This is a genomic window from Streptomyces sp. NBC_00076 (genome assembly GCF_045041235.1).
In the GTDB taxonomy this organism is placed as follows: domain Bacteria; phylum Actinomycetota; class Actinomycetes; order Streptomycetales; family Streptomycetaceae; genus Streptomyces.
The window spans coordinates 4808841-4826089 of sequence record NZ_CP108242.1 but is presented as its reverse complement, the minus strand read 5'-3'; the positions used below and the strand labels follow the sequence as shown (position 1 = coordinate 4826089).

The 17249-nt window shown below is 72.9% G+C and carries 17 protein-coding genes; 8 read left to right on the top strand and 9 right to left on the bottom strand.

Annotation, left to right across the window (positions count from 1 at the left end; genetic code table 11):
• Positions 1-24 precede the first annotated feature (24 nt).
• Positions 25-450 carry a hypothetical protein gene (locus OHA64_RS21745; RefSeq protein WP_405615531.1) on the top strand — a complete coding sequence of 142 codons (426 nt, stop codon included), beginning with the start codon at positions 25-27 and terminating at the stop codon, positions 448-450.
• Positions 447-725: a DUF4031 domain-containing protein gene (locus tag OHA64_RS21740; protein WP_405615529.1), complete on the top strand. Its 279-nt coding sequence runs from the start codon at positions 447-449 to the stop codon at positions 723-725. Before OHA64_RS21745 ends, OHA64_RS21740 begins: the two co-directional genes overlap by 4 nt.
• An 80-nt stretch (positions 726-805) precedes the next feature.
• Here OHA64_RS21740 and OHA64_RS21735 read toward each other — a convergent pair whose 3' ends face one another.
• A complete protein-coding gene (locus tag OHA64_RS21735) occupies positions 806-1882 on the bottom strand; it encodes a GNAT family N-acetyltransferase (protein WP_405615527.1) in 1077 nt (358 codons plus the stop codon).
• A gap of 27 nt (positions 1883-1909) precedes the next feature.
• Positions 1910-2557, bottom strand: a complete 648-nt coding sequence (locus OHA64_RS21730; protein WP_405615525.1) for a hypothetical protein — start codon at positions 2555-2557, stop codon at positions 1910-1912.
• Between the two features lie 160 nt (positions 2558-2717).
• Between OHA64_RS21730 and OHA64_RS21725 the strand changes: the two genes are divergently transcribed.
• Positions 2718-3419 carry a copper homeostasis protein CutC gene (locus OHA64_RS21725; RefSeq protein ID WP_405615522.1) on the top strand — a complete coding sequence of 234 codons (702 nt, stop codon included), beginning with the start codon at positions 2718-2720 and terminating at the stop codon, positions 3417-3419.
• 145 nt (positions 3420-3564) lie between these two features.
• On the opposite strand, the gene OHA64_RS21720 is transcribed toward OHA64_RS21725, so the two are convergent.
• Positions 3565-5529, bottom strand: a complete 1965-nt coding sequence (locus OHA64_RS21720) for a HelD family protein (RefSeq protein WP_405624046.1) — start codon at positions 5527-5529, stop codon at positions 3565-3567.
• 381 nt (positions 5530-5910) lie between these two features.
• On the opposite strand from OHA64_RS21720, the gene OHA64_RS21715 reads away from it, so the two are divergent.
• Both OHA64_RS21715 and OHA64_RS21710 read left to right on the top strand, forming a co-directional pair.
• Positions 5911-7398 carry an NAD(P)/FAD-dependent oxidoreductase gene (locus OHA64_RS21715; protein WP_405615520.1) on the top strand — a complete coding sequence of 496 codons (1488 nt, stop codon included), beginning with the start codon at positions 5911-5913 and terminating at the stop codon, positions 7396-7398.
• Between the two features lie 127 nt (positions 7399-7525).
• Positions 7526-7711, top strand: coding sequence for a hypothetical protein (locus tag OHA64_RS21710; RefSeq protein ID WP_405615518.1), 186 nt, complete (start codon positions 7526-7528; stop codon positions 7709-7711).
• Between the two features lie 95 nt (positions 7712-7806).
• On the opposite strand, the gene OHA64_RS21705 is transcribed toward OHA64_RS21710, so the two are convergent.
• Both OHA64_RS21705 and OHA64_RS21700 read right to left on the bottom strand, forming a co-directional pair.
• Positions 7807-9450 carry a DNA repair helicase XPB gene (locus tag OHA64_RS21705; RefSeq protein WP_405615516.1) on the bottom strand — a complete coding sequence of 548 codons (1644 nt, stop codon included), beginning with the start codon at positions 9448-9450 and terminating at the stop codon, positions 7807-7809.
• 90 nt (positions 9451-9540) lie between these two features.
• Positions 9541-12183, bottom strand: coding sequence for a helicase-associated domain-containing protein (locus OHA64_RS21700; RefSeq protein ID WP_405615514.1), 2643 nt, complete (start codon positions 12181-12183; stop codon positions 9541-9543).
• 178 nt (positions 12184-12361) lie between these two features.
• Here OHA64_RS21700 and OHA64_RS21695 point away from each other — a divergent pair, with 178 nt between their 5' ends.
• Positions 12362-13510, top strand: coding sequence for a hypothetical protein (locus OHA64_RS21695; protein ID WP_405615512.1), 1149 nt, complete (start codon positions 12362-12364; stop codon positions 13508-13510).
• Between the two features lie 157 nt (positions 13511-13667).
• Positions 13668-14333: an HAD family hydrolase gene (locus tag OHA64_RS21690; protein WP_405615509.1), complete on the top strand. Its 666-nt coding sequence runs from the start codon at positions 13668-13670 to the stop codon at positions 14331-14333.
• On the opposite strand, the gene OHA64_RS21685 is transcribed toward OHA64_RS21690, so the two are convergent.
• Positions 14312-14560, bottom strand: a complete 249-nt coding sequence (locus tag OHA64_RS21685) for a hypothetical protein (protein ID WP_405615506.1) — start codon at positions 14558-14560, stop codon at positions 14312-14314. The two genes, OHA64_RS21690 and OHA64_RS21685, sit on opposite strands and share 22 nt — an antisense overlap.
• A gap of 163 nt (positions 14561-14723) precedes the next feature.
• On the opposite strand from OHA64_RS21685, the gene OHA64_RS21680 reads away from it, so the two are divergent.
• Positions 14724-15107: a cold-shock protein gene (locus tag OHA64_RS21680; protein WP_362448126.1), complete on the top strand. Its 384-nt coding sequence runs from the start codon at positions 14724-14726 to the stop codon at positions 15105-15107.
• Positions 15108-15136: 29 nt separating this feature from the next.
• Here the strand turns inward: OHA64_RS21680 and OHA64_RS21675 are convergent, their stop codons facing one another.
• Genes OHA64_RS21675 through OHA64_RS21665 form a run of 3 tightly spaced genes read right to left on the bottom strand, consistent with a single transcriptional unit; the run spans position 15137 to position 17202 of the window.
• A complete protein-coding gene (locus OHA64_RS21675; protein WP_405615504.1) occupies positions 15137-15991 on the bottom strand; it encodes a 1,4-dihydroxy-6-naphthoate synthase in 855 nt (284 codons plus the stop codon).
• A complete protein-coding gene (locus OHA64_RS21670; protein WP_405615502.1) occupies positions 15975-16688 on the bottom strand; it encodes a futalosine hydrolase in 714 nt (237 codons plus the stop codon). The genes OHA64_RS21675 and OHA64_RS21670 overlap by 17 nt, the downstream gene beginning before the upstream one ends.
• 19 nt (positions 16689-16707) lie before the next feature.
• Positions 16708-17202, bottom strand: coding sequence for a hypothetical protein (locus OHA64_RS21665; RefSeq protein ID WP_405615500.1), 495 nt, complete (start codon positions 17200-17202; stop codon positions 16708-16710).
• Positions 17203-17249 lie beyond the last annotated feature (47 nt).

Below are 17249 nucleotides of genomic sequence, written 5' to 3'. Positions count from 1 at the left end.
GTCAAGAGTGCGCACAATGGGTGCATGGACCCCACCAACGACCCCGCCGACGACCCCAGCGGCGCCCCGGACCCCATCAGCCCCCTGGAGCAGGCGCTGCACGCCGCCCGGGCCCTCGTGCTCGCCGACCTGGCATCGAACGAGGTCGCCGCCGCCGACGTGGTGTCCATGGTCGAGGAGTCCGTCGTCCAGCGCCGTTGGTGGGTCGAGCAGTGGCCGGAGGGCGCTCAGTTCGTCGCCGGGCTGGTCGCGCAGGACGTCCAGGACGCCCTGCTGGAGGCCTACGGCCGCTGGCCGCTGTGCCCGGTGTGCGGGGGCGGTGATCCGCACGCGCTGGAGGTGGAGCCGGAGCTCGGCCCGGATCCGCGCTGGGTCTGCCACAAGGCGGGAGTGAAGGTCGCGGCGGTCGGCTCGCTGGGGGCCGCCATCGGAGGGCCGGACCCGTCGTGACGGTCTACATCGACCCGCCGACCTGGCCGGGCCACGGACGCATGTGGTCCCACCTCGTCAGCGATGTCTCGTACGACGAACTGCACGCGTTCGCGGACACGCTCGGGGTGCCCCGGCGGGCCTTCGAGCGCGACCACTACGACATTCCCTCGCATCGGTACGGGGACGTGGTGGCGGCGGGCGCGGTCGAGGTCAGCAGCCGCGAGGTGGTGCGGCTGCTGCACGGGGCGGGCCTGCGCAGACCGAAGGGGCGGACTCAGCCGCGCAGTTCGTGAGCGAGCGGACTCGGCGAGGAGGCTCGTAGGTCTGTGGATGCGGGCTCGGTGGCGAGGCGCGTAGGCCCGCGGAGGTGGGCTCAGTCGCGCAGCTCGTACGCCAGCAGCCCCTCGTCGTCGAGGTCCTCGCTCACCTGCCTGAACCCGACGCGTGAGAGCACCGCCTGGGACGGGGTGTTGCCCCGCTCGACGGTCGCGAACAGGGACCGTACGTCGGCGCGGGCCAGCGCCCACTGGGACAGGGCGCGCAGTGCCTCCGTGACGTAGCCGTTGCCGCGGGCGCCGGGGACCAGGTCGTAGCCGATCTCCGCGCGGCCCTCCTCGTCGGGGGCGCTGTGGAAGCCCAGGCCGCCGACGGCCCGGCCGTCCGAGCGGCGGACCAGGACGAACAGGCCGAACTCCGGGCGGTGTATCCCGCCTTCGTAGGCCTTCATCATCCACTCCGAGGCCTCCCGGGTGCCCTCGTACGGGCCGCCGTCGAGCCACTCGAAGCCGCCGTCGCCGCCCGCCCGCAGATCGGCGGCGGCGGCGGGGGTGACGCCCTCCAGGGTGAGCCGGTCGGTGGCGAGGACGAGGTTGTTGCTCCAGTGCCACTCGGTGAGCCGCGCGCGCCCCGGCAACTCGCCGCGGCCGGTCGCCCACAGCAGCGTGCGCCACAGGTCGGGGCCGGGACGGACGTGCGGGAAGATCCCCGTCAGGACGTACTCGGCGAGCCCGGCCGGCGGCTCGTACGGCAGCCCGAGGCCCTCGGCGATGTCGTGGGTGTGCAGCAGCACCTCGGCGACGCCCATCGCGGCGAAGCCCTCGCGGTTCGCGCTGAGGAAGGGGAACGGGTGGAAGGCGCGGACCTCGCGCGGGGTGGTGCGGAGAGCGGCGATGAGCAGGGAACCGGTCGTCCGGAGCACGTCGAGCACCCCCTCGTCGTCGGTGCCGTCCGCGAGGGCGAAGACTAGGGGCACCCGGTGCTCGGCGGCCCGTCCCGCCAGCTGACTGGCGTACTTGAGCAGCGCCTCGGCAAGATGCTCCACCGTCCTGCGGCAGCTCCACTCCAGCCCGCCGGCCCGCACCCCTTCCCAGGCCCGGTCCGTCGCCGTCCGCAGCAGCGCCACGGAGCTCGCGACGGCTTCCTCCACCCGTTCCCCGCCCATGTCTCGCATGCCGCGAGCGTAGGCAGGGCCGTGTCCTCACGTCGACAGCATTTCCAGCTCGGTCCGCAGGTTGTAGCGGGCCGTCGCCTCCCACTCCGCCTGTCCGTACGGCGTCCGGAACAGCCGTGGCAGGTCGAGGAGTTGGCGCAGGATCGCGGCGCGGCCCGGGCGGAAGGCGTCGTTCGGGACGAAGCCGTACTCCTCCCGGACGGCGGCCGTGTAGGCGGCGTACGCGGACGGCGGCGCGGCCAGGATCGCCAGGTCCGCGTCGCACAGGACCCGGCCGTCGCGGTCCTCGTCGGCCGGGTCGTGGGTGACGGTGAGGCGGACCAGGCGGGCCACCTCGGCCGTCTTCGCGGCGGAGACCCCGGCCTCGGGGAGGGCGCGTTCGGCGAGGCGGGCCGAGCGTTCCTCGTTCTCGGAGCGGTCGGGGAAGTAGACCGCGTCGTGGAACCAGGCGGCCAGGCGTACGACGTCCGGGTCGGCGGCGTGCGCTTCGAGGACGTCGATGTGGTCGAGGACCGCGGTGAGGTGCGTGAGCGTGTGGTAGCGGCGCTGCGGTTCCTGCCAGCGGGCGAGCAGGTTGTCGGCGTACGGCACCGGGTCGGGGCCGGTGGCCTCGGGGGACCGGGCTCCTTCGAGGGCGTGGGTGAAGCGGGTGCGCAGGGCGTCGAGGTCGGCCATGGGCCCATTCTCCTCGTGGGCTCGTCGTGGGCTCGTCGTGGGCTCGTCCTGGTCTCCTCGAGGTCTCACCGTGTTCTGTTCGTGGCGCGGGCGGGCGTGGATCGTAGGGGCGTAGTCTTTCAATTGGACTAGACCTGTCGTCGTCGTTGAATGGGGTCCCATGAGCAACCGTGCAGTCCTGGAGGTGATCGCCCTCGGCGTCGAGGACGCGGTCGCCGCCCAGGCCGGAGGCGCGAACCGTCTCGAGCTGGTCACCGACATGGCGGCCGACGGGCTGACCCCGTCACTCGGCACCGTCGCCGGGATCCGGGCGGCCGTCGACATCCCGCTGCGGGTGATGCTGCGGCTGACGGACGGGTTCGCGGCGGGCGGTGCCGCCGGGGTGGACCGGGTGGTCCGGGCCGCCGGTGAGCTGCGGGAGGCCGGGGCCGAGGAGTTCGTGCTCGGGTTCCTCGACGCGGACGGCGGGGTGGACCTGCCGGCCGTGGAACGGGTGGCGGGCGTACTGGACGGGTGCCGGTGGACCTTCCACCGGGCCATCGACCACGCCGCCGACCGGGACGCGCTGCGCAAGCAGCTGGACGGGCTGCCGGGCCTCGACACGTATCTGACGGCCGGTGCGGCGTCGGGCGTGGACGACGGCCTCCCCACGCTGCTCGCGGAGGCGGCGCGGCGCGGGGAGCCCGGGTACGAGCAGCGGCTGCTGGTCGGCGGCGGACTGCGACTCGATCACGTACCGCGACTGCTGGCCGCCGGCATCGACGGCTTCCACATCGGCGGAGCCGCCCGGCCGGACGGCTGGGGGCGGCCCGTGTCGGCGGACGCGGTGACGGAGTGGCGGCGGGTGCTGGACGGGGGGTGACGGGGGTGAGCGTTGCGCTCGGCGACGACGGGTGTGGTGGCAGCGTTGCGCTCGGCGACGACGGGTGTGGTGGCAGCGGGGCGCCCGGCTGCGATGGCAGCGGCGCGCCCGGCTACGGCAGGTGCGAGGGCAGCGCGGCGCCCGGCTACGACAGCTGCGGTGGCAGCGGGGCCGCGTGGGTCACGATCAGGCCCGAGACCGCTCGGGTCAGGGCCACGTACAGGCGGCGCAGGCCGGTGCGCTCGTCGGGTTCGCCGTCGACCACGGCCTGGGGCTCGTCCAGGACCACGTAGTCGTACTCCAGACCCTTGGCGAGGGAGGCCGGGACCAGGGTCAGGCGGGTCTCCTGTGTCGTCTCCTCACCCGGGGCCAGGTGGCCGAGGCCGGCCGCCGTGAGCGCCTGCGCCAGGGCCGGGACGCGGGCGTCGGCGGCGATCAGGCCCGTCGAGCCCTCGTTGCGCAGCAACTCCTCGCAGGCGGCTACGACTTCGGTGGTACCGGTGATCGGGCGGACGTCGAAGAAGCCGGGGTTCTCCCGGACCGACGCGACCGGGGTCAGGCCGGGGGCGATGTGGGGGAGGAGCCGGGAGGCGTACGTGATGACGTCGGTCGGGACGCGGAAACCGGCCGTCAGCTCCTCGATCACGCCGTCCGTCTTGCCGAGGTGCGCCAGGGCCTCGTCCCAACTCCGGGTCGCCCAGGGGGTGGTGCCCTGCGCGAGGTCGCCGAGGACGGTGGCCGAACCGGTGGTGCAGCGGCGGCCGACGGCCCGGTACTGCATGGGGGAGAGGTCCTGCGCCTCGTCCAGCACCACATGGCCCAGGGAGTGGGTGCGCTGGATCAGGTCCTGCGCCTCGTCGATCAGCACCGCGTCCGCGGGTGACCATCTGGCCGCCTTGACGCTGCGGACGGGCTTCGCCCACAGGATCGTCTTCCGCTCCTCCTCGGTGAGGATCCCCTCCGCGTGCGTGGCGAGGAAGTCCGCGTCCGTGAGCAGGCGCAGCACCAGTTTCGCCGGGTCGACCGGCGGCCAGACCTGCTGGACGACCGCCTTCACCGCAGCGTTGCGGGCCACCGCGTCCTGCACCCGGTCGTCCGGCGCCTCCCCCGACCGCTCCATCTGCACCAGTACGGCGTGCGCGATGCGCTGCGGGAGGGCCTCGCGGGCGGCGCCGTGACGGATGCCCCGCTCCAGCAACTCGCGGACGATGTCCTCGACCTCGTACGCGGCCACCCGCCAGCGGCGGGAGCCCCGCACCACCACGACCGGCTCGGTGGGCATGGTCACGTGCGAGTAGAGGGCCTTCCTGAGGACGTCCGCCATCCTCGCGTCGCCCTTGACGACCGCCGCCGTCGCGTCGTCCGCGCCGCGCACCTCGACATGCCCGACCAGGTCGTCGACGGTGGCCTGACTCACCGTCAACTCGCCCAGAGCTGGCAGCACTTGCTCGATGTAGTGCAGGAAGGACCGGTTCGGTCCGATGACGAGGGTGCCGGTGCGGGCGAGCCGCTCGCGGTGGGCGTACAGGAGGTAGGCGACCCGGTGCAGGCCGACGGCGGTCTTCCCGGTGCCGGGGCCTCCCTGCACACAGACGGTCCCGCCCAGTCCGCTGCGTACGATCTCGTCCTGCTCGGGCTGGATGGTCGCCACGATGTCGCGCATCGGGCCGACACGCGGCCGTTCGATCTCCCGCTGGAGCAGCTTGCTGGTCTTCGCGGCCTCGGCCGGGTCGGAGAGGTGCTCGTCCTCGTACGCCGTGAGGTCACCGCCGGTGTAGCCGAAGCGGCGGCGCAGCGTGATGTCCATCGGGTCCTTCTTGGAGGCCCGGTAGAACGGCTGCGAGACCGGTGCGCGCCAGTCGATGACCATCGGGTCGCCGTCGTGGTCGTGCACGTGCCGGCGCCCGACGTAGAAGCGCTCGCCCTCCGCGCCCTCGGCCTGCTCGGCGCCGGGAGCGTGCAGGTAGTCGAGGCGGCCGAAGAACAGCGGGGTCTCGCTCAGGTCGGCCAGGGCCTTGATGCGGTCGTCGATCTGGCGGGAGAGGACCTCGGCGTTGACCCAGTTCGCGGTGACGTCTCTGATGTCGAGGGATTCGACGTCCTCCCGCATGGCCCGCAGGGCGGCGCGGGAGCCGGCGAGGTGGGAGCGTTCTCGGGCGAGGGGATCGTCGCCGACGTGCGTGGACAAGGTGGTGCCTCCGGTGGACCAGCGGAATGCAGCCTGCGAAGCGCATGGCTGCGAGGTACGTGGCTGAGACGTGCAGGGCTGCGAAGTACGCGGCTGCGCATACGTGACCGCGCATACGTGACTGCGAGATGCCGACCGGTTTCCGTCCGGGCGGCGGCACTCCGTACGGGAGGCGGGCAAGAGCGGAGATTCTAGGTGAGTGGGGGAGGCGGGGGCCAACGGATTTTCGCGGAAGTAGGCTGCGCGAGAACCCGGGAGTGTCCTCCAGGGAAGCGCGCCTCCTGCCCGAAAGCCTGACACCACATGCCTGAAGGATTAGCCGCCCCGCGGCCCACCGCGCTCGTCGTCGGCGGTAGCGTCACCGGCCTGCTCGCCGCAGCCGCGCTCGCTGAATTCGCCGACGTCACGATCGTCGAACGCGACACCCTCCCGGAGGGCACCGGCTCCCGGCGCGGGGTGCCCCAGGCCCGCCACGCCCACCTGGTGTGGAGCGGCGGGGTGCGAGCGTTCGACGAGCTGCTGCCTGGGCTCGTCGGCGAGATCGTCGCTCGGGGGGCTCGGCGGGTCCACATCATGGGCGACATGGTCTCGCGGTCGCCCAACGAGATCTGGTTCCGGCGCTTCACGGCCACCCACCATCGCAACCTGGTGTGCTCGCGGGACCTGCTGGACTCGGTGATCCGCGAGCGGGTCCTGAGCGACGCACGCATCACCCTCCGCGAGAACCGCACGGCCGTGGGCCTGGAGGGCCACGCCGGCCGTGTCACCGGAGTCCGGTTACGCACGACAACGGGGGACAGGGCCGACCCTGCCTCAGGTCAGGACAACGGCGTGGCCTCCCGCCAGGAGAGCGTCCTGAACGCCGACCTCGTCGTGGACGCCTCCGGCCGAGGCTCCCAAGCCCCGCGCTGGCTGACGGACCTCGGCCTGCCCGCGGTCGCCGAACGGGAGGTCGACGCCGGTGTCGCCTACGCCACCCGTCTCTTCCGGGCGCCCGGCACCACCGCGGATCTCGACTTCCCGGTGGTCAACGTGCAGGCCAACCCCGCCGAGGCCCCAGGCCGGGGCGGCATCATCCTGCCGATCGAGGACGGCCGCTGGATTGTCACCCTCGCCGGCACCCGGGGCGGGACGCCCACCGGCGACCCGGACGCGTTCGTCGACTTCGCCCTCGGTCTCGGCGACCCGGTCATCGGTGAGCTGATCAAGGGCGCCACCCCGCTGACCGACGTGATGACCACCCGTGGCACCGCCAACCGGCGCCGGTACTTCGAGAAGACCCGGCACTGGCCCGACGGGTTCACGGTCCTCGGGGACGCCGTCGCCGGATACAACCCGGTCTACGGCCACGGCATCACCGTCGCGGCGCAGAGCGCCCTCGCCGTCCGGAATGTCCTGCGTGCCGCCCCGCTCACCGCCCCCGGCACCGCACGCCGTCTCCAGCGCGCGACCGCCCGTCCCGTGGCCGCCGCCTGGGACCTGGCCGTCGGACAGGACGCCCGCTACCCCGGCGCGAGCGACACACCCCCGACCGCCCTGGAGAGGGGCCTCGCCCGTTTCGTGGACCGGGCCGTCGCCACCGGGGCCCGCAGCCCGCGAGCCCTCGGCGCCCTGCTCGACGTGATGAGCCTGGAGAAGCCCGCCACCCGCCTGTTCTCCGCCGACATGCTCGTGCCGATGCTGTTCGGCCCGAAGAAGCCGCACCTGGAGGGGCCGCCGCTGACGGAGCAGGAGCGGAAGGCGGCCACTCACAGGGACTCCGGCCCCCGCCTGCCTCCGGCTTTCCCCTAGGGGGAGACGTCAGGGACTCCCCTCCACCCTGAGGGCCGGCTCTCGCCCGCAAGTACTACGCGGTGACCGCGCGGGTCAGTCCCACAGACCGATGCTGTTCTTATGCCGGGAGAGCGACCATGGAGGCATGAGCGCAGCAACCATCACCCCAGCTCCGCGCCCGCCCCGCCCGGCCGGCGCCACCCCTGTCCTGGGCAGCCACCGGCACGTGTTCGGCGAGGCCCTGCGTGCCGTCAAGGTGTTCGCGGGCGCCGCGTTCGACGTCGTCGTGCTCGGCGAGTACGGCGAAGAGGCGGGCGTCCGCCGCAGGTGACCGCCTCGGCCGACCGGAGAAGCCGCCGCACCGGCGAGTTCTCCGCGCCGGTCAGCTCTCGGCCGGCTCTCGGCCAGGCGTCGGCCTGCGCTCCGTCAGCTCTCCGCCAGCAGCTCGTCCGCGTCGACGATGCGGTAGGCGTACCCCTGCTCCGCCAGGAACCGCTGCCGGTGCGCGGCGAAGTCCTGGTCGATGGTGTCGCGGGCGACGACCGAGTAGAAGTGGGCCTTGTGCCCGTCCGCCTTGGGCCGTAGCACCCGCCCCAGCCGCTGTGCCTCCTCCTGCCGTGACCCGAAGGTCCCCGACACCTGGATGGCGACCGTCGCCTCCGGCAGGTCGATCGAGAAGTTCGCGACCTTCGACACCACCAGCACGCTGATCTCGCCCTCCCGGAACGCGCCGAAGAGCTTCTCGCGCTGGGCGTTGCTGGTCTCCCCCTTGATCACGGGCGCGTTCAGGTGCTCCCCCAGCTCGTCCAGCTGGTCGATGTACTGCCCGATGACGAGGATCTGCTGCCCGGCGAACCGCCGCACGATCGCCTCGGTCACCTTCCGCTTGGTCGCGGTCGTCGCGCAGAAGCGGTACTTCTCCTCGGTCTCGGCGGTGGCGTACGCGATCCGCTCGGAGTCGGTCAGGTTCACCCGGACCTCGACACAGTCGGCGGGCGCGATGTAGCCCTGCGCCTCGATCTCCTTCCAGGGCGCGTCGAACCGCTTCGGCCCGATGAGGGAGAACACGTCCGACTCGCGACCGTCCTCACGGACGAGCGTCGCGGTCAGGCCGAGCCGCCGCCGCGCCTGCAGATCCGCCGTGAACTTGAAGACCGGCGCCGGCAGCAGGTGCACCTCGTCGTAGAGGATCAGCCCCCAGTCCCGGGAGTCGAACAGCTCCAGGTGCGGGTAGACGCCCTTACGCCGGGTCGTCAGCACCTGGTACGTGGCGATGGTGACGGGCCGGATCTCCTTCCGCGTCCCGCTGTACTCGCCGATCTCCTCCTCGGTCAGCGACGTCCGCTTGATCAGCTCGTGTTTCCACTGCCGGGCGGACACGGTGTTCGTGACGAGGATGAGGGTGGTCGACTTGGCCTGCGCCATGGCCCCGGCGCCGACGAGCGTCTTCCCGGCCCCGCAGGGCAGGACGACCACACCGGACCCGCCGTGCCAGAAGTTCTCCACCGCCTGCTTCTGGTACGGCCTGAGGGCCCACCCCTCCTCGGCCAGCTCGATCGCGTGCGCCTCGCCGTCGACGTACCCCGCGAGGTCCTCGGCCGGCCAGCCCAGCTTCAGCAGCGTCTGCTTGATCTGCCCGCGTTCGGAGGGGTGCACGGCGACGGTGTCGGGGTCGATGCGGTTGCCGACCAGCGGGGCGATCCGCTTGGAGCGCAGCACCTCCTCCAGCACCGGCCGGTCGGTGGAGGTGAGCACCAGCCCGTGCGCCGGGTGCTTGCTGAGGGTCAGCCGCCCGTAGCGGTCCATCGTCTCGGCGATGTCCACGAGCAGCGCGTGCGGCACCGGGTACCGGCTGTACTGCACCAGCGCGTCCACGACCTGCTCGGCGTCGTGTCCGGCCGCCCGGGCGTTCCACAGGCCGAGCGGCGTCACCCGGTAGGTGTGGATGTGCTCCGGGGCCCGCTCCAGTTCCGCGAACGGCGCGATGACCCGACGGCAGTCGTCGGCCTGCTCGTGGTCGACTTCCAGGAGCAGGGTCTTGTCGGACTGGACGATGAGGGGACCATTCACGCGCGGCTGCCTTTCTGCGGTACCTGCGTGGCTCTGCAACGGCTCTGCACGGCCAAACGTCCAGTGTGCCTCAACCGGCGACGATCAAGGTCAGTCGTCGGCGAGCTCCGCGACCCCGGTGACCCGGTGCAGCGGATACGTCCTGACCTCGTCCGCGGTGTGGTCGTACGCCGTGACGAAGCCGCCCTCGACGCGGATCGGGGCGATGACGCGCTGGGTGGCGGAGCCCTCGGCGTTGACATAGCCGATCCACAGGGTCTCGCCGGTGAGGACGGCGGCCTGCACGGTGGCGAGGGTCTCGGCGGCGCTGGTGCGGGGGAGTTCGCCCGAGCCGGCCGGGGTCGCGTTCGCCTTGCGGGGGGTGGTGGAGGCGAGGTCTCCGGCGCGGATGGCGCGGATCGCGGCGGCGAGGAGGGTCGCGTCGGGGGCCGGGGGGCCGTCCGGGACCGGCTCCGGCGCCGTGCGCGGCGGGGTGCGGTGGGCGAGGGCGCGGGTGATCAGTACGTCGCCCTCGGCGGACTCGGCGGCCGGGGCGAAGCCCATCGCGCGCAGGCCGTCGAGGAGGGCGGCCGGGTCGGCCTGGGTGGCCAGCACGGTCGGGGCGAGGCGGCGCAGCCGCAGGCCCGCGGCGCGCTTGTCGGCCATGATCTCGTTCAGCAGCGCGTCGTCGTCGCAGCGGACGTACGCGGAGGCGGCGCCCACCCGCAGATGGCCGTGCTTGCGGGCCACGTCGTCGATCAGGTACGCGAGAGGCTGCGGAACCGGCGTGCGCGAGTGCGCGGTGAGGAAGTCCTGAAGGTCGGAGGCGGCCAGACCGGAGTCCAGGGCGCGGCGCACCGAGCCGGGCGTGAACCGGTAGACGGTGGCCCCGCCCTTCGACTCCACGTCCGCGAGGACGTCCAGCATGTCCGCCAGCGGGCGCTTGAGCGGACCGGGCGCCACCGCCGTCAGGTCCGCCTGAAGCAGGACGTGGTCCAGGGGCTCGGGGAGGAGCGGGGCGAGGAGCCGGGCGGCGGTGGCGGAGGCGGTGGCCTGCTCGGGGGACGAGAGAGGGGCGAGTGGCTCGAGGGGCGCGAGGGGCTCGAGGGGGGTGCGGTGATGGTGGACGGGCAGCTTGTCGCCGGGACCGGTCGGTTGCGTGTCCGATCCGGTCGACGTGTCGGACGGGGTCGACGCACCGGATGCGGTCGAGGCGTTCGTCGTGCCCGCGGCCCCCGGTGCGGGCGCGCCCAGCAGGGCCCGCCCGTGCGCCGACAGCGCGCCCCGGCCCGTCACGCCCAGCAGCTCCGCCTCGGACAGGGTCCACCGGGCGAGCCGGGTCCGCAGGTCGTCCTCGCTCCCCCACGCTCGGCTTCGCTCGCGCGGGGGGACCCCCACCCGGCCGCGCGGCGGGCGCTCCCAGCGCAGCCGGGCGAGCAACGACTCGGCGGACGGTGAGGCGCCATCCGGCAGCGCGGCCAGCAGGGCCAGCACCCGGTGCCGTACCTCGGGCGCGGCGGAGCGGTCGAGACCCGGACCGAGCGCCGACAACGTACGTTCCTTCGCGTCCCGCCCGCCCACCAGACCGGATGTCCGGGTGGCCGTGAGCCACACCTCCGTGAGCCGGGTCCAGCGTTGGCCCGGGGACTGCTCCAGCCACTCGTCGTAGGCCGGGGTCGCCGCGTACCGCTCGGTGGTCTCGCCGTCGGAGGCGATCAGTCCGGCCGCGTAGGCGAGTTCCACCCAGAAGGCGGCGGCCGGCTCGGGGAGGTCCAGGGCGACGGCGGTCCGCTTCAGGTCGCGGACGCTGAGGCCGCCCGCCCGCAGCACCGCCGGACCGCCCTCGTCCCAGTCCTTCAGCAGCTCCTCGACGGTCGCCAGCGCGGTGTACGCCTGCCCGGCCGCGGTCGTGTCCACAACCTGTGGACGGTGCGTGGCGGCGACCTCGACCGTGGGCGGCAGCGGTTCGGCGGCGCGGTGCGCGCGCCCGCCGCGCAGGTGCAGGGCGACTTCCCGGGGGAGTACGACCGTCCCGGGCGCGGTCGGCAGCAGCAGCCCCCGGTCGAGGAGCCACCGCAGGTGGGTCGCCGGGTCGGCGGTGACCTGCCCGTACGGCGGACCCCAGACGAGACGGGACAGCACCTCCGTGGCTTCCTCGGGGGCGCCCGCGAGCAGCTTCGCCATCCGTTTGCGGTGGGTGAACAGCCGGGTGAGCGCGGTGACCGCGGACACCGAGTCGTGGGTGGAGGGAAGCCCGGCCGCCGTCACGATCTCCTGGATGCGGCCCGGCGACATGCCCGCCGTCGCCTCCTGCACGGTCGGTCCCAGGCCGGTCGGCGAGGGGTGCTGCGGCGAGGGCGCGAGCAGCTCACGGGCCGTGCGGACCAGCCGCAGCCGGTCGTCGCCGCCCCACACCAGGGCCTGTTCGCGCAGGGCGCCGAGGGCCCGGGGCAGCGCGGCGGCGACCGCCCCGTCCTCCTGGTCGCCGGCCATCAGACCCAGCAGTTCCGCGTACGACGCCGGGTCCGCCGCCACCGCCAGCGCCTCCGCCGTCTGCAACGCGAACCGGTCCAGCCGCTCCAGGGCCCGGACGACCGACGCGCGGGTGCCTGCGCGGGTCGCGAGCTGGGTGAGGTCGGTCGGAACGGGGGTGATGAGATCGGGACGGGCCCACAGCAGGGCGGCCAGGGAGGCGTCGTCCCGCACGCGGAGTGCCTCTGCGAGGGAACGGGGCGAGGTGGCCGGGGTGCTCATCGAACCCACGGTAGCGGGTGCCCCCGTCCGTCCGGCGTTCGAGGACGAGGCCGCGCGGGCCGAAGCGGGGGTCCGCGAGGGCAGCGTCCGGCGACCCCCGCACCGGCTCCGGGCAGCCGCGCGGACGCGGTACGGTCATCCAACGGGGTCTCAATGCGCTGCCCCCCGGAGGAACTTCGTGGGTATCGAGAGCGACAAGGTCGTCTACGAGTATCTGAGCCGCGTCGGCGACGTGGCACAGCAGCGTCAGCTGCCGTCGTCCACGCGCATGCGTCTGGTCTCGGAACTGCGCAACGAGATCGACCGGCGACGCGCCAAGGCCCCCGTCGACAGCCCCGCCGCCGTCCGCCGCATCATCTCCCGGCTCGGCAGCCCCGACGAGGTCGTCGACGCGGCGGGCGGCAGCGCCGACGCCACCGGGGGCGCCTCGCGGACCACGGCCGCCGCCGTTCCCGTACAGCGAGCCGTGGAGAGAGAGGACAGCGGGGACAGCGAGGGCAGCGGAGACACCGGCCGGTCGAAGAGGCTGCGGCGGATCGTGCCGCGCCCGCGCCCCGCCCAGACCCCGGCGGAGTCCGCGCCGGCCGACAACGCGCCCTTCTCGCCGCACCTCGCGGGTGTGGACGAGCTCGGCGACAGCGGGACTCAGCCCGACTGGTGGCGGGTGGACAGCAGCCCCTTCGGAGTCGGGGACAGCGTGCCGGGGTTCGTCGGAGGGGTGGAGATCCCGGAACTGCTCCGGCCCCCACCGCCGAAGGAGGTCCCCGGGGCGGAGAAGGAGGCCGCGGGGCGGCCCGACCCGGCCGTGGAGAAGGCCGCCGGGGCCGGTGGGACGACGACGGGGAAGCCCGGGAAGCAGGGGAAGTTCGGGAAGGCCTGGTGGCGGCCCAAGGCGAAGGCCGGGAAAGCCGCGCCGCTCGCGAAGGCCGAGGAAGCCGTCGTGGACGCCCCTCTTTCCACCCGGCGTCGGCTCCTGACCGTCGGCGCGGGCGGCTGGACCAACCCCTTCCTGCTGCTCGCCGCCGGACTCCTCGTCGCCGGTGCCTTCCTCGGCAACTGGATCGCCCTCGTGCTGGGATGGGCCATCGCGTACGCCTCCCGGCGGCTGAGCGACGCCGAGACGAAGTTGGCGGTCATCATCCTGCCCAGCCTGTCCGTCACGGCCGGGCTGGTCTGGCTGTGGGGCCGCACCGAGGGCCGCTGGGGTGCCCCGATCGCCGAGGGCCACATGAACGACGCGATCTCCGAGACCTGGCCGTGGGTGGTCCGGGGCGCGGCCGTCGCGTCGGCGCTGTTTCTGGTGTGGCGGTCACAGCGACGGCGGTAGGCCTGCGGTAGGCCTGCGGCAGCGGGTGCGGCAGTGGGTGGGCCAGCGGTGGACCTGGGACGGCGGTGAGCCATCGGCATCGGCCCCCGGGCAGGCCTGCCGCAGGTCACCCCGGGCGGACGCCCGACCGTCACCGGCCCTGGGCACAATGGCCCGTATGGCCTCGACGACCGAACCCGCATCCTCCGCCTCAGCCTCTTCCGCCTTCTCCGCCCCGACCGTCGGCTTCGACCTCGACATGACCCTCATCGACTCCCGGCCCGGCATCCGCGCCTGTTACCTGGCGCTGGCCGAGCGCACCGGGACGTACATCGACGCCGACCTGGCGGTCACCAGGCTGGGGCCGCCGCTCGCCGAGGAGCTGATCCACTGGTTCCCGGCGGACGAGGTGGCGGCCATGAGTGACCTCTACCGCTCGATGTACCCGGCGATCGCCATAGAACCGACGCCCGCGCTGCCCGGCGCCCGCGAGGCGATCGCGGCGGTGCGCACGGCCGGCGGGCGGGCGGTCGTCGTCACCGCCAAGCACGAGCCCAACGCCAAACTGCACCTGGAGTACCTGGGCATCGAACCGGACGCGGTCGTCGGCGATCTGTGGGCCGAGCAGAAGGCGGAGGCGCTGCGCGAGCACGGGGCCGGTGTCTACGTCGGCGACCACGTCGGGGACGTCCGGGGCGCCCGGGCCGCCGACGCCGTCTCGGTCGCCGTCACCACGGGCCCGTGCGACACCGCGGAACTGACCGAGGCCGGAGCCGACGTGGTCCTCGCCGACCTCACCGAGTTCCCGGCCTGGCTCTCCGCCTACCGTCCGACCCGCGCCTGACGGCGTCCTGCCGCGATCGACCGGAGCACTCCCGCACCGGCGAGTACGAAGCCGACGCCCATGAGCATGCTCAGGCCGAACATGTACGTCGGAAAAGGCGTCGTACCGAGGAGGAACGGGGCCACGGTGACCAGAGTGGCCACCGCACCGATGAAGAAAACGAGCGCACCGGCGCGGATCAGTCGGTCACCGGGCTCGGCGGAATTCGTTTGGGTTTTGTCGCGCACCGGACCAGGGTAGTTCCCTGCGCGAAGGAACAACCCGGTGACGTCTTGTCACCGGCCTGAAGACCATTAGCCTTGGTACCGGCGGGTCCCGACGACCCGCCCAAGTGCTATCAAGAGCCCTTTCAGAAGCAGTTTTCCGACGAGTACGAGGACGAGGACAGACGTGCCTACCGGCAAGGTCAAGTGGTTCAACAGCGAGAAGGGCTTCGGCTTTCTCTCCCGCGACGACGGCGGTGACGTCTTCGTCCATTCCTCGGTCCTCCCCGCCGGAGTCGAGATGCTCAAGCCCGGCCAACGGGTGGAGTTCGGAGTGGTCGCCGGGCAGCGCGGTGACCAGGCGCTTTCGGTCGTGATTCTCGACCCGACGCCTTCCGTCGCGGCCGCGACGCGGAGGAAGCCGGACGAACTCGCGTCCATCGTCCAGGATCTGACGACCCTTCTCGAGAACATCACCCCGATGCTGGAGAAGGGCCGTTACCCCGACAAGGTCTCCGGCGCGAAGATCGCGGGCCTGCTGCGCGCGGTCGCCGACCAGTTGGACGTGTGAGACCGCGACTGGACGGGTGAGACCGCGACTTACGGAAAATCGAGCGCGTTCGGGCCGAGGGGCGGTACCAGTCCCTCGGCCGCCGCACGTGTGAGCAGCCCCCGGATCGCCGCATAGCCGTCCTCACCGAGGTCGGCGGTGAACTCGTTGACGTACAGCCCGATGTGCTGGTCGGCGACCGCCGGATCCATTTCCTGCGCGTGCTCCATCACATACGGGCGGGAAACCTCGGGGTCGTCCCAGGCCGCGCGGACGGACGTGCGAATGGAATCGGCCAGCAGCGTCAGCTTTTCCGCCCCCAGTGACCGCTTCGCGATGATCGCGCCCAGCGGGATCGGCAGCCCGGTCGTCGCCTCCCAGTGCTCGCCCATGTCCGCGAGCCTGTGCAGCCCGTAGTTCTGGTACGTGAAGCGTGCCTCGTGGATGACGAGTCCCGCGTCGACCTTCCCGTCCCGCACGGCGGGCATGATCTCGTGGAACGGCATGACCACGATCTCGCCGACCCCGCCGCGGATGGTGTCGGCGGCCCAGAGCCGGAACAGCAGATACGCCGTCGACCTCTCGCTGGGCACCGCGACCGTGCGGCCGGTGAGGTCGACGCCCGCCTCCCGGGTCAGCACCAGCGGGCCGCAGCCCCGGCCCAGCGCGCCCCCGCAGGGCAGCAGGGCGTACTCGTCGAGGACGTACGGCAGCACGGCGTACGACACCTTCAGCGCGTCGAACTCACCGCGCTCGGCCATGCCGTTGGTGATGTCGATGTCCGCGAAGGTCACGTCGAACGCGGGCGCCCCGGGCACCCGGCCGTGGGCGAGCGCGTCGAAGACGAAGGTGTCGTTGGGGCAGGGGGAGTAGGCGATCTTCAGGGGCTCAGTGAGGGGGCTCATGTGGGTTCCAACTCTCCAGTACGGGCGCGAGCTTCCCGAAGCCCGCCGTGAGGGCCGTGAGCGCGTCGCCGATACGCCAGGCGGCGCGGTCGCGCGGGCCGACCGGGTTGGAGACCGCGCGCAGCTCCAGCACCGGCACCCCGTGGGCGGCGGCGGCCTCGGCGACACCGAAGCCCTCCATGGCCTCGGCCAGGGCACGGGGGTGGCGGGTCCGCAGCGCGGCTGCCCGGGCGGCGGTTCCGGTCACGGTCGACACGGTCAGGACGGTGCCGGAACGCGCTCCGGTCGCCGACGCGGCCTCCCGTACGAGTGGTTTCGGCGGACGGTGGGTGACGGTCCCGAAGCCCAGCTCGGTCACCGGCAGGAATCCCTCGGCCGTCTCGGCGCCCAGATCGGCCGCGGTGATCTCGTCGGCGACGACGAGCGAGCCGACAGGGGCCCGCGGTGCGAAGCCGCCGGCGATCCCGGCGGAGACGACCAGGTCGTAGGGGGCGCCTTCGAGGGCGGCCGCGGTGAGCGCGGCGGCGGTGGAGGCGGCGGCCAGGGCGGGGCCGACACCGGCGGCGAGGAGGTCGTACCCGCCGGGCAGCCGGAGCGGGACCGCTCCGGGCAGCCGCACCTCCCGAGCGGTCCCCGGGAACGCGTGTGCCACCGCGTCCCGTTCGGCCGGGACGGCGGTGGCTACGAGGACACGCATGACGTGACGCGGGCGCCGGTCAGGCGTCCCCGTTCTCCAGCTTGAAGTTCCACACACCCTCGAACTCGGAGCTGTCGGCGGCCTTGTTCTGCTGGACGACGCTGATGTACAGCGTCTTCGGCGCGGCCTGTCCCTGCTGGTCGGCGAAGAGGTCGACGCCCTGGAAGGCGTAGTACGTCTTCTTGTACACGCTGGTGACCTGCTGGCCGTTGATCCACAGGGCCCAGCCGGTGTCCGCGATCTCCGGGTCGACGCCGATGCGCAGGGTCTCGCCCTGCGGCACCTCGATCGCGTCCGACGCCTTCTTCAGCGCGCACTTGGTGGCCTTTTCGCGGCCGAGGTTCTTGCCGTCGTCGTAGCACTTGGCCTCGGCGCTCACCGAGTTCCCGCCGACCGTGACGGTGGTGCGCGGTGTCGGCTTGTCACAGGCCGACAGGACGAGCAGTCCGGCGGATACGGCGCCGGCGGCGGCGACGGCGCGGCGGCGTCGCACAGCGGATTGCATCGTGGTCATGGCCGAAGGTTATCGGGCAGGTCCCCCCACGCCCCTACGCGGGGGTG

Excerpts from the sequence above, each read along its gene's own strand:
- OHA64_RS21745 (WP_405615531.1), top strand. The coding sequence starts at position 25 with ATGGACCCCACCAACGACCCCGCCGACGACCCCAGCGGCGCCCCGGAC.
- OHA64_RS21735 (WP_405615527.1), bottom strand. The coding sequence starts at position 1,882 with ATGCGAGACATGGGCGGGGAACGGGTGGAGGAAGCCGTCGCGAGCTCC.
- OHA64_RS21730 (WP_405615525.1), bottom strand. The coding sequence starts at position 2,557 with ATGGCCGACCTCGACGCCCTGCGCACCCGCTTCACCCACGCCCTCGAA.
- OHA64_RS21725 (WP_405615522.1), top strand. The coding sequence starts at position 2,718 with ATGAGCAACCGTGCAGTCCTGGAGGTGATCGCCCTCGGCGTCGAGGAC.
- OHA64_RS21720 (WP_405624046.1), bottom strand. The coding sequence starts at position 5,529 with ATGCGGGAGGACGTCGAATCCCTCGACATCAGAGACGTCACCGCGAAC.
- OHA64_RS21715 (WP_405615520.1), top strand. The coding sequence starts at position 5,911 with ATGCCTGAAGGATTAGCCGCCCCGCGGCCCACCGCGCTCGTCGTCGGC.
- OHA64_RS21710 (WP_405615518.1), top strand. The coding sequence starts at position 7,526 with ATGAGCGCAGCAACCATCACCCCAGCTCCGCGCCCGCCCCGCCCGGCC.
- OHA64_RS21700 (WP_405615514.1), bottom strand. The coding sequence starts at position 12,183 with ATGAGCACCCCGGCCACCTCGCCCCGTTCCCTCGCAGAGGCACTCCGC.
- OHA64_RS21690 (WP_405615509.1), top strand. The coding sequence starts at position 13,668 with ATGGCCTCGACGACCGAACCCGCATCCTCCGCCTCAGCCTCTTCCGCC.
- OHA64_RS21675 (WP_405615504.1), bottom strand. The coding sequence starts at position 15,991 with ATGAGCCCCCTCACTGAGCCCCTGAAGATCGCCTACTCCCCCTGCCCC.
- OHA64_RS21670 (WP_405615502.1), bottom strand. The coding sequence starts at position 16,688 with ATGCGTGTCCTCGTAGCCACCGCCGTCCCGGCCGAACGGGACGCGGTG.
- OHA64_RS21665 (WP_405615500.1), bottom strand. The coding sequence starts at position 17,202 with ATGACCACGATGCAATCCGCTGTGCGACGCCGCCGCGCCGTCGCCGCC.